Raw genomic sequence first — 10739 nt, 5'->3', positions numbered from 1 at the left:
TGGGCCCACTCGCCTGCGAGCGGCCCAGCACTGGCCGCAAGACCTCGGGCGGCCGAAACAGGAGCGCTTCGATTCGGACGACCGGCTGGTCACGATGGCCATGATGTCGCAGTGGGACCGCGAAACATGGGCAGCGGCGCGGGCGGTGGGCCTGCGCATCATCACCGAGTTCCTTGGCGAAGACATGGGCAAGCTGCTGCCGGGCCTCCAGGAAGAAGGGCTTCTCGGGCCGGACAACATTTTCAATCACTGCACGGGCCTCTCCGACGAGCAATGGGAAATCCTGCGTGAGGCTGGCGTGAACGTCGACGTCTGTCCTCGCTCGGATGCGCAGTACGGTCTGGAGGAAGGCCTGTGTGTGTACCAGCGCGCGATCGACCATGGTATTGCGCCGGCGATCAGTATCGACGTTGAGGCTTCATACGGCGGAGACATGTTTGCCGAAATGCGCGCCGCTTACTTCATGCAGCGTGCGCATGCACAGAATCGTCGTATCAAGGGTGACGAGACGGCACCCGCGGCAGTGTCGGTACGCAGCATCCTCGAGACAGCAACCATAAACGGTGCACGCGTGGCGGGCCTGGACGAAAAAACGGGATCTCTGCGCCCGGGAAAGAAGGCTGACATCGTGCTGATCCGCGCCGACGACCTGAACCTGTATCCGTCGAACAATGCCATTGGCACCATCGTTCACGCTGCGGAGCGCAGCAATGTGGACACGGTGATCGTGGGCGGCCGGGTCCGGAAGTCGGGCGGCAAACTGCTCGGACTGGATTTCCCTGCGCTCAAGCAGGCAACGGAAGCTTCCCGTGCGCATCTGTTCGCCGGCGTCGGGTACGTCCCGGACCTGTTCGCGGACGCGTCACCGAAAGTCGCGCAGGCCTGAGACCAAATGAAACGGGTATGACATGAACCTGATTTTTCTGCTCATTGCATTTTGTGCCGGCTCGGCCATTTCGGTTCAGGCGGCGGTCAACAGCCAACTCGCAGGCGGCCTTGGCGGGAACGTGGTGGCAGCGGCCCTTGTGTCGTTTTCGATTGGCACCGTGGCACTCGCGGCGATCGCCGTGAGCAAGGGAGGGCTTCTTGCAGCCGTCGCAAGCCTGCCTTCGCAACCGATCTGGCGCTTCAGCGGCGGTCTGCTTGGCGCGGCCGCCATCTTCTGCACGGTACTGCTCGCGCCACGGATTGGTCTCGCGAACATGCTGGCGCTGGTGATTGCCGGGCAATTGCTTTCATCGCTCGCGATCGACCACTTCGGACTGGTCGGCGTGGTGACCCGTCAGGTATCAACTGTCAAGCTTGCGGGAGGGCTGGTCATGCTGACAGGAGTCAGCCTGACACTCTTTGGCAACTCGCTGGTGCAGGCGCTGACGAAACACAGCTAAATGCGCATCCACCTCAATTCCATACGGAGGTATCCAATGAAACACAATCAGCATCCCGACAGCGGCACCCGATACACGCGGGGCAGCATGATCTTCGAAGAAGCACTTGGCATTCCGGCGGACGCTTTCCTCCGCTCGACGTAAAGATGGTTTGAAGCCACAGCGTGCGGGCGTGTCCCGGTTGATCTCGCATGGTGTAGAGGGGTTATATAACATCGTAATCCTAATGAATATAAAAATCTTTCAGTGAAGACTGCTGTTTGGCAATGACACGCATGACAACGCTCAAGAAACGCATTCTCGCCGGTCTGGTCACGCTTGCCGCGGCATTCTCGACGCTTGCTTTCGCGACCGAAGGCGGCGGCGACAACATCGGGCAGGGCTCGGAGGGGTTCTTTGCGGGCATGTTGCCTCGGCCGGGCTGGTATGGCGTGCTTTACACCAACTACTATCACGCGAGCCGGTTCAATGACAGCCATGGTAATTCTTCGATCCCGGGCTTCAACTTCTCGGCCGAGGTGCTAGCGGCACGGCTCTTCTATATGTCGAACCTGAAATTCGCGGGTGGCAGGGCAGGCGCTTTTGCCATTGGCGATGTTGCATCGCTACAGAGCAGTTCGGCGTCTGGCAAGGACCATCGCAACGGCGTGGGCGACATCACGCTAGGCTCGACTATAGGCTGGGACTTTGGCGCGTTCCACCCGCTGCTCGCGGTTGACATTGTGCTGCCCGTTGGCGGCTATGACATGGCACGTGGCCTGAACATCGGCGGCAACTACTACTCGGTCCGCCCGATTGTCGCATTCACCTATCTGCCTGCAAACGGGATCGAAGTGTCAGCAAAAATCACGTACACGTTCAACGTGCGCAACGCGGATACTGACTACCGGTCGGGGCAGATTTTTCACTTCGATTATTCGGTGAGTCATGCGGTGACGAAAGACCTGCGTCTCGGCGTCAACGGGTACTACGTGAACCAAACAACAGACGACTACCAGCACGGCCGGCCTGTCGATGGAGACGGGTATCGCGGCCAAGTGGCCGCCATAGGTCCGGCAGCGCATTATCAGTTCAGCAAGGTCGGCGTCGACCTCAAGGTCCTGAAGGAGTTTGCCGCGCGCAATCGTACAGAGGGCACGAGCATCTGGGCAAAGCTCGTCGTGCCGTTTTGAAGCCGAACGGACACGCTGGCAGATGAATCGCGCTAGACGGTAGCGCTTTCCAAGGCTGCACGGGGGCATCATGTGCGCTAGCAGCGCTGCACAATTTGCCCCAAGGAGGTCGAGCCAATGAGCATCCGGCAGATCGCCAGAATCGCGGTCAGGCGTTCCGGCACTCGGCAATCTCGATGCGCAGCATGACTCAGTTGCGATGTTCGCCGCGACGCGTTGAACTAACGGAAGCTATTTGTTTTTCCTTGACCAGTTCAATTAACGCTCGTAGCGGGGCGGACGTGAATCTGCTCGAAAAATACAACTGAGGACCTTCGAACTCAGTCCACCAATCATGTAAGACAGGTTGCAACTCGCCGCTTTGCAGGCATGGAGCCAGCCAGTTTTCGAACGTGCCGATGATGCCTCGTCCGCCACAAGCGAGACCGATTGCTGCCGAAACGCCATCCACGCCGACGATGAGCCGTCCAGGGGGATCGACTCTTACGGTTTCGTCGCCGCGCTCGAATTGCCACGCGACGAGGGCACCACTTGAGAAACGCAGCCGTATGCACTCGTGATCCAGTAGGTCGTCCGGATGTTGCGGGGCGCCGCGCGCTGCGAGATATGAGGGTGCCGCGGCCCATGCGATTCGCTGCTGACGGGGTCCGATCGGCACAGCGATAGTGTCCTGCGCCAAATGCTCGCCGTAACGAATCCCGGCATCGCAACCGGCCGCCACAATATCGACGAGCCGGTCGTCCACCATGATTTCCACGCGGACCTCAGGATGTCTTTGCAGGAACCGGTCGATGATGGGCGGCAAGATGTCGACCATCACCGCGCCCGTCACGTTGATCTTGAGAAGGCCCCGTACCTCGCGCTGGGAGCTTGCAGCGTCGTGCAACGCTGCGCGCGTTTCTGCCAGTAGTGGCGAAATTCGGGCGGCGAGCGCGCGCCCCGTTTCGGTCGGCGTGACGCTGCGTGTGGTGCGAATCAGCAGCGGTACACCCAACTGGGTTTCCAGCTGCACGATCCTTTCGCTGACTGTCGACGAGGACAAGCCGAGCCGGCGAGCCGCGGCCCTGAAGCCGCCGGCCTCCAGTACGGCCAGGAAAATCGACAGTAGATCCAGACTGGATTCGTCATGATTGTTCGGCATGGCGATCAGTCTATTCGGTTCCGGGCGAGTTATCAAAACCCGGCGAACGGACCTAAAGTGATTCCAGACTTTCCTGAGGATCAAAAGATGACAAGCAAAACAATCCTGATTACTGGTGCTAACAAGAGCATTGGTTACGAAACGGCTCGACAACTAGGTCATCTGGGCCACCGGATCTGGCTCGGGTGCCGCGATATCGCACGCGGCACAGCAGCGGCGGAATCGCTGGTAGCGCAGGGTCATGACGTTCGGTTTCTTTCTATCGATGTGACCCATGACGACAGTGTGCTGGCTGCTGCTGCGCATGTGCAAGACGAGGACGGAAGGCTGGATGTGCTGATCAACAACGCCGGTATTTCAGGAGTGGCGCACACGACGCCAAGCCAGCAGCCAATCAGCGACATTCGTGCCGTGTACGAGACCAATGTGTTTGGTCCAGTCCGTGTGACCCAGACGTTTTTGCCACTGCTAAAAGCCGCCGGCCACGGCGTCGTCGTCATGGTGAGCAGCGGACTTGGCTCGCTAGGCTGGCTGTCAGATCCGGATAACCAGTTCTATGGGGTCAACATTCTCGGTTACAACAGTTCCAAGTCGGCACTTAACGCAATTACCGTGGCTTTTGCAAAAGAGTTTGCGTCTTTTGGGATTCGTGTCGATGCCATCGATCCGGGCTACACCGCCACCGACTTCAACAACCATTCCGGGTATCGCCACGTGGAACAGGCGGCGGCCGGTGTTGTCTGGTTGGCAACCCGCAACCCGTCGGGCATCTCAGGACGGTTCTACTTCGATCAGGAGCAGATTCCGTGGTGATGACCATTTGATCGTGCGCCGCGCCACCAGGCGATAACGCTAGAATTGCGGCTTTACCCCGGAATTTGCCAATGTCTTTTGCCTCGCTTGGCCTGATTGATCCCTTGCTGCGTAATGTGAAGGACCTCCATTACCAGACACCCACGCCAGTGCAGGCCCAGGCGATTCCTGCCGTGCTCAGCGGCAAGGACGTGATGGCTGCGGCACAGACCGGCACTGGCAAAACGGCGGGTTTTGCGTTGCCGCTGTTGCAACAACTGGTGCAACACGGCCCCGCGGTGTCCAGCAACCGCACGCGTGTTCTGGTGCTGGTGCCCACGCGCGAACTGGCTGAACAAGTGCTGCAAAGCTTTATCGATTACGGCCACGGCCTCGACTTACGATTTCTTGCCGCCTACGGCGGTGTGAGTATCAATCCGCAGATGATGACGTTACGCAAAGGCGTGGATGTGCTTGTCGCCACGCCCGGCCGTTTGCTGGATCTGAATCGCCAGAACGCAGTGCAGTTTGACCAGATACAAACGCTCGTGCTGGATGAAGCCGACCGCATGCTGGATCTGGGCTTTGCGCGCGAACTCAACGCCGTCTTCGCTGCCTTGCCCGCTCGGCGCCAGACCCTGCTGTTCTCCGCTACCTTTACCGATGATATCCGCGCCATGGCCGCCGCCATCCTCCGCAGCCCGGTCAACATCAGTGTCGGCGCGCCCAATGCCACGGCCAGCAAGATCAGGCAATGGGTGGTGCCGGTCGATAAAAAGAACAAGCCTGAGCTCTTCATGCACCTTGTGGCTCAGAACAACTGGGAGCACGCACTGGTGTTCGTCAAAACCCGCAATGGCGTGGATTACCTGGCGGCCATGCTGGACGAAGCGGGTTATTCGATCGACACCATCCACGGCGATAAACCGCAACCCGCTCGCCTGCGTGCGCTCGAGCGCTTCAAGACGGGCGAAGTACAGATGCTGGTAGCCACCGACGTAGCTGCGCGCGGGCTGGATATCGACGACCTGCCGCTGGTGATCAACGTCGATCTGCCGATCGTGGCTCAAGACTATGTGCACCGTATCGGCCGTACCGGTCGCGCGGGCGCAAGCGGTATGGCAGTCTCCCTTGTATGCGCCGACGAAGCGCCGCAACTGGCCGCGATTGAAGCGCTGATCCGGCAAACGCTGCGCCGTGAAGAAGAGCCGGGTTTCGAAGCCGAACACCGCGTGCCGCAAACCAGCGCGACGGGACAGATCATCAAGAAACCCAAAAAACCCAAAAAGCCGAAATTGCCGCAAGCTGTGGCGGGCGTCGTGCCGGTGCTCAGCAAAAAGCCGCGACCGCAGGCTGGCAAAAACGATCGCAAGCCTCGGGTTCAACGCGCTGTTACCGGGAGTGACAACACTAGCCTCTCCGGCGCTAACCCGTTCAACGTGCAAAAGCCACGCGGCAAAGCCGTCAGCCAGCCGGTTGCGGGTTCCCATGAGTCCGCTGGCAAACCCGCTGGTGGCCGCAGCAAACGCCAACCCTGATGTGAGAGGATAATTGACTCCAGCGTTGGAACCGGCTGGCATTTGCGCGAGCGAGGTCGTCTCTGGCGAATGTGTTCGCTGCTCACACGAAACCTTCATCTGATCGGCTCGTCGCGAACTGCCGCTTCAGATCTGAAGTATAAGTTTATGCTTCATATCGCATCCCCTATTTGCCTCGCCAAATGCAAAGGCTAACCTGAGTTTTTTGCCAGAACCATTCGGCATTTTCGACAGGAGTTGCACAATGGAATATGTGAAACTTGGCCGCACAGGTCTCGATGTGTCACGTTTGTGCCTTGGCTGCATGAGCTATGGTGTGCCTGACCGCGGCCCGCATCCTTGGTCGCTTGACAACGACGCTGCACGCCCTTTCATCAAACAAGCGCTTGATCTCGGCATCAACTTCTTCGATACGGCTAACGTCTATTCGGACGGCACCAGCGAAGAGATCGTGGGCCGCGCCCTCAAGGATTTCGCAAGCCGCGACGAGATCGTGCTCGCCACTAAGGTCCACGGCCGGATGCGTCCGGGACCGAACGGCGCGGGGTTGTCGCGCAAGGCGATCATGGCGGAAATCGACGCGAGCCTGAGGCGCCTCGGCACTGACTACGTCGATCTGTATCAGATCCACCGCTGGGATGACACCACGCCGATCGAAGAAACAATGGAGGCTTTGCACGATGTCGTCAAAGCTGGCAAGGCGCGTTATATCGGCGCCTCGACCATGTATGCGTGGCAATTTTCCAAAGCACTGCATGTCTCCGAACGCCATGGCTGGACCCGCTTTGTAACGATGCAGAACTACGTGAACCTGCTGTATCGGGAAGAAGAACGCGAGATGTTGCCGCTGTGCGAAAGCGAAGGTATCGGCGTGATACCGTGGAGCCCGCTCGCACGGGGCCGTCTGACGCGTGACTGGAACAGCAGCAGCGCACGCTCGGAGACCGACGAATTCGGCCGTACCCTGTATGCCGCGACCGAAGAGGCAGACCGTCAGATCGTCGAACGGGTGAGCGAGATTGCGACGAAGCGAGGCGTGCCGCGGGCGCAGGTCGCGCTTGCGTGGGTGCTGCAGAAGAAACCGGTCACGGCGCCAATTGTTGGCGCGACCAAGCTGCACCATCTGAGCGATGCGGTCGCGGCCGTCTCGCTTAAATTGACTACGGACGAAATCCAACTGCTCGAAGAGCGCTATGTGCCGCATGCGGTGACGGGTTTCAAATAGACAGTCCTGCTAGCGCTTGCCATCGGCTCGCTGCGCCTCTCAGCAGCTTGCAGGATGCTGGGCTGACCAAGGATTTCATCAGGGACGCGGTTGAAGTCCACGAATCGCTCGATTCAGGACTTCCTGGTTGTAGCAAGCCCTGAATCGGTGATTGGCCGGCCGCGAAGACGATGCCTGCCGGCTTACTGCTTGAACTTGGCAGGCACTTGCGTCATGTCGATCTTGACGATCTCGCCGAAGTCCTGGGTCTTGCCATCTGGCAGGAACTTCTCGCTGGGCGGGAAGGGGTTCGAGGCCGTGGCCATCGATACCGTGCTCGGCTCGTCCGTGATGCCGAAGTCCGAGTCGTTCGACAGGTAGATCTTGGTCGGATCCGCCGGATCGATCGCCACCCCCTCGACCTTGTCGTGGCCAAAGTACATGCCTTTCGGATCGATGGCAGTGAAGAGCGCGGCATAGTTGAGGAACATTGCCTCGGTGCCGACCGTGATGCCGGCCTTGCTCAGCGCTTGCACAGCGGCAGGCGCGTCAACCGTGCCCGCAAGGTCTTCGATGGTCTTGCCACCCACCGTGAGGCCATTGGTCGAATTGTAGATTACCGCTCCGCCGGCGATGTTGGTGCCTATGAGAGGGGATTTCGGGCCGACATCAGTGGCCTGGCTCAGGTCGAGCTTCCACAGGTTCTTGTCGGCCCTGGCCTTGCCGCTCGCCGTGCCGTCGCTGGTGCCCTCGAAGTTACCGTCCCGCTCGTCAACGATGAACGTGCCGTCTGTGAGCGCCGTGATCTCGCTCACGGCCTGACCCTCGGGATTGCCTGCGCCGTTCGTGTGCAGGGAATACAAATATTCGTGCACGTCGGATATCGGGTCGGCTAGGGAGACTTTGACGACGCGTGTGATTGCACCCTTGCCGGAGGCGACCGCTGCCGAGCCATTCTTGTCCAACGGTGACTGCATGATGCCAACGAGGTACTTGCCGTCAGGCGTGAGGGCGAGACCTTCCATGCCTTTGTTCGGCTTGCGTTTCTTCAGTTCGCCGGGCAGCGGCAGGTTGTTGCCCGACGAGGCGGTGGAGTAGGGGTTGAGCCGGGAGATCTCCTTGCCGTTCGCGTCGAAGTGAACAATATAGGGACCATACTCGTCGGAGACCCAGAAGGTGCCGTCGGGCATGGCCACGAGGCCTTCGGGATCGAGCCCGGCCACGCTTGGGGGCAGCGCGTTGCCGTTCAAGTCGTAGATGATCTCGGCAGTGGTTGCCTCGGGATTGACGCGGCCATTCATGGGCGTGCCGTCAGCCAGTGAAAGACCGATGACCCTGGAAACGTCAGCCTTGCCGTTGACGAGTTGAAACAGGGCGATTGCCGGTTGGAATGCCAGATCCGGCTCGATCTTGTTGGTGCCGTCGGGCGCGGTGACGTTGGGACCGCGATCTGTCATGCCGTAGAAATAGCCGGCCCGGTTGGGGGCGGGCGTCAATGCCGAGCCGTAGCCCGTGCCGACGATGGGCACGTTACCCCAACTTGTAGACGGAGCAATGGATTGGCTGAAAAGCTGGGTACCTTGCTGAGTGCTCTCGGAAATCGCGGGCGCATCATCGCCGCCGCAGGCACCAAGCGCCAATGTCAAAGTCAGTCCCACACACGTCTTCTTGTTGAACATCGCCCCGTCTCCTTTTTGTGTCGAGCTGCTGGAAAACGTAAAGCTTATATTTGGTAAATGAAAAGTTTGTGGCAGGAGAAAAAAAGACGGGTGTCGGTCCAGCAAACGGATTGACGCATCGATTGCGTGGACTGCGGTCAGTTCCGCGCCGTATGAAAGGTGATCGCGTAGGCATCCGGATCGCCGGCGACAAAGAAGCGGCCGAAGGGGCCGTCGGCAAGCGGGCTCTGGATCACACCGCCCCGCTCTGCAACGAGGTCGTGCAGCGCATCAGTGTCGGTGCAGGCGATCCAGAGCACCATGCCAACACCAAGTGGCCCCGCTTCGGGAAGCGCGTGCAGGGGCGCTCGCAGCGCCAACCGGACGGGGTCGGTCTTGAAAATGATCGCTCCAGGAGGACAGTGCGTCGAGGCTTCAAAACCGAAAGTTTCGACGTAGAACTTGCGGGACGCAACGAGGTCGCGCACCTGCAAGGCGATGAAGTCGGGGCCGATTGGCTGACATGCAATGAGTCTTTCACGACCGACCGTTTCGGCTCATATGTCTGACGGTGAAGGAAGTCCGCCACTCCGAGTCTGCAACTCTCGGATTCCTGAGCGAAACGCATCATCTGCACGATCCGGTGTTGCATCAGTCGAGTTCAGTGACGGTCGGTTCGTCTAAAGGGACGAAGGTATGCGTTGTGGTCTCGGTGACCAAGCCGCATTGACCCTGCGAACGACAGTCAGGTCGGACAACCTCCCGCCCGGCTGAAACTGATGTTCTCGGGTGTCTCCTGGTTTGATTACAACCATGATTGCGCGAACGACGGCATCATCGTGTCGTGTGCGGTTTCAATCGATGACGGATTCGTTCGCTTCGAATGCGACGAATGTGACAGTGATTCAACTCACTTGTCCGTATCCAGCAACATCCCGGCAGTGATCACGGTGCAGTATTCCGGGTCGAGATTGGCAAGCGACATCGCGTGTACGTCGTCCGCGCTTCTCAAGGTGCCATTCCAGTCCCTTCGATCAAACGTAAAGCAGCCATCGGCTACGAGGTAGGTTGTGAAGCCTAGGTTGCCGGCCATGCGAACCGTCGCCTCTACAGAATTATTGGTGATGACGCCAGCTACCACTAGCGTGTCATGGTCTTGAGCGCGAAGCCGCGCTTCCAGGTTTGTACCTAGAAACGCATTGTTGGTCGATTTAGGGATTACCGGCTCGCCGGCGACGGGAGTGGCCTCAGGCTTGAAGTCATGCCCGCTCTGCCCGGGTCGATAATGCGAGCCAGGTTCGGTGGAGTCGTGCCGAATGTGCCATACCGGCCAGCCGTTACTCCGCCAGTGCTGAAGCAAACGTGCAATCTGAACTTCCGCAAGCGGATTGTTTCTCTGCCCCCAGCTTGGGTGGTCTATTGCTTTCTGAAGATCCACCAGCAAGAGGAGGGCACCGGCCGGGCGTTGTAAGGCAGTCATTTTGAATTCGGCGTAAGCGGTTGTTGTCGTGGTGCGATCCGATCCTATTCGGACTTTACTGCACGTTGGTCGCGAGCCGGGTTTTCGTTGTCTGATCGGCCCGGTTCGGCCACGAGGCGTCACCCGCCCGCACCGCTGTTCGGCCAATCAGGTGTCGGTTCCACCCTGATTGCGGCCCACTTCGACGAGGGGGTTCCGCTTGTCGGATTTACTGACAGCCTTCTAATACTACTGTGTCATAAATATGCGTGGAGAACACAACAGTATGGGCACCTTTGTAATCGCCTGGAGATGTGGGCAGCAATTCGCCCGCGCAGCGTTGCAATCGAATCAGATACGTGTCGCTGCATGCGCTGAGGAGCCGCG

Annotated in this window: 10 protein-coding genes; 6 read left to right on the top strand and 4 right to left on the bottom strand. The window is 59.3% G+C overall.

Annotated features, from left to right (window positions below; all coding sequences use genetic code 11):
* The 3 genes from ACRXB1_RS20020 to ACRXB1_RS20010 all read left to right on the top strand — a co-directional run.
* Positions 1–886 (top strand): amidohydrolase family protein (locus ACRXB1_RS20020; protein WP_449492982.1); only part of this gene is annotated, 886 nt, incomplete at its 5' end.
* A 22-nt stretch (positions 887–908) separates the two neighbouring features.
* A complete protein-coding gene (locus ACRXB1_RS20015; RefSeq protein ID WP_086382642.1) occupies positions 909–1388 on the top strand; it encodes a DMT family transporter in 480 nt (159 codons plus the stop codon).
* Positions 1389–1663: 275 nt separating this feature from the next.
* Positions 1664–2560, top strand: coding sequence for a SphA family protein (locus ACRXB1_RS20010; RefSeq protein WP_449492981.1), 897 nt, complete (start codon positions 1664–1666; stop codon positions 2558–2560).
* Between the two features lie 190 nt (positions 2561–2750).
* On the opposite strand, the gene ACRXB1_RS20005 is transcribed toward ACRXB1_RS20010, so the two are convergent.
* Positions 2751–3785: a LysR family transcriptional regulator gene (locus ACRXB1_RS20005; RefSeq protein WP_449492980.1), complete on the bottom strand. Its 1035-nt coding sequence runs from the start codon at positions 3783–3785 to the stop codon at positions 2751–2753.
* Positions 3786–3788: 3 nt separating this feature from the next.
* Between ACRXB1_RS20005 and ACRXB1_RS20000 the strand changes: the two genes are divergently transcribed.
* The 3 genes from ACRXB1_RS20000 (at position 3789) to ACRXB1_RS19990 (ending at position 7256) form a co-directional block, all read left to right on the top strand.
* Complete coding sequence (locus ACRXB1_RS20000; protein WP_449492979.1) at positions 3789–4514, top strand: SDR family oxidoreductase; 726 nt, start codon at positions 3789–3791, stop codon at positions 4512–4514.
* 71 nt (positions 4515–4585) lie between these two features.
* The gene (locus ACRXB1_RS19995) at positions 4586–6031 is read left to right on the top strand and encodes a DEAD/DEAH box helicase (protein ID WP_449492978.1); all 1446 of its coding nucleotides are present in this window, start codon (positions 4586–4588) and stop codon (positions 6029–6031) included.
* Between the two features lie 244 nt (positions 6032–6275).
* On the top strand, positions 6276–7256 hold the full coding sequence (locus tag ACRXB1_RS19990) for an aldo/keto reductase (RefSeq protein WP_075357601.1): 981 nt from the start codon (positions 6276–6278) through the stop codon (positions 7254–7256).
* 182 nt (positions 7257–7438) lie between these two features.
* On the opposite strand, the gene ACRXB1_RS19985 is transcribed toward ACRXB1_RS19990, so the two are convergent.
* The 3 genes from ACRXB1_RS19985 to ACRXB1_RS19975 all read right to left on the bottom strand — a co-directional run bounded on the left by ACRXB1_RS19985 (position 7439) and on the right by ACRXB1_RS19975 (position 10373).
* The gene (locus tag ACRXB1_RS19985; protein ID WP_449492977.1) at positions 7439–8914 is read right to left on the bottom strand and encodes an esterase-like activity of phytase family protein; all 1476 of its coding nucleotides are present in this window, start codon (positions 8912–8914) and stop codon (positions 7439–7441) included.
* A 137-nt stretch (positions 8915–9051) separates the two neighbouring features.
* Positions 9052–9387, bottom strand: coding sequence for a VOC family protein (locus tag ACRXB1_RS19980; RefSeq protein WP_449492976.1), 336 nt, complete (start codon positions 9385–9387; stop codon positions 9052–9054).
* 416 nt (positions 9388–9803) lie between these two features.
* A complete protein-coding gene (locus ACRXB1_RS19975) occupies positions 9804–10373 on the bottom strand; it encodes a cysteine hydrolase family protein (protein WP_062001931.1) in 570 nt (189 codons plus the stop codon).
* Between the last annotated feature and the right edge of the window lie 366 nt (positions 10374–10739).

The organism is Caballeronia sp. M23-90, from assembly GCF_053574605.1.
Note: the sequence above shows the minus strand (reverse complement) of the source record. Positions and strands in the feature narration are given on the sequence as shown.

Excerpts from the sequence above, each read along its gene's own strand:
- ACRXB1_RS20015 (WP_086382642.1), top strand. The coding sequence starts at position 909 with ATGAACCTGATTTTTCTGCTCATTGCATTTTGTGCCGGCTCGGCCATT.
- ACRXB1_RS20010 (WP_449492981.1), top strand. The coding sequence starts at position 1,664 with ATGACAACGCTCAAGAAACGCATTCTCGCCGGTCTGGTCACGCTTGCC.
- ACRXB1_RS20000 (WP_449492979.1), top strand. The coding sequence starts at position 3,789 with ATGACAAGCAAAACAATCCTGATTACTGGTGCTAACAAGAGCATTGGT.
- ACRXB1_RS19995 (WP_449492978.1), top strand. The coding sequence starts at position 4,586 with ATGTCTTTTGCCTCGCTTGGCCTGATTGATCCCTTGCTGCGTAATGTG.
- ACRXB1_RS19990 (WP_075357601.1), top strand. The coding sequence starts at position 6,276 with ATGGAATATGTGAAACTTGGCCGCACAGGTCTCGATGTGTCACGTTTG.
- ACRXB1_RS19985 (WP_449492977.1), bottom strand. The coding sequence starts at position 8,914 with ATGTTCAACAAGAAGACGTGTGTGGGACTGACTTTGACATTGGCGCTT.
- ACRXB1_RS19975 (WP_062001931.1), bottom strand. The coding sequence starts at position 10,373 with ATGACTGCCTTACAACGCCCGGCCGGTGCCCTCCTCTTGCTGGTGGAT.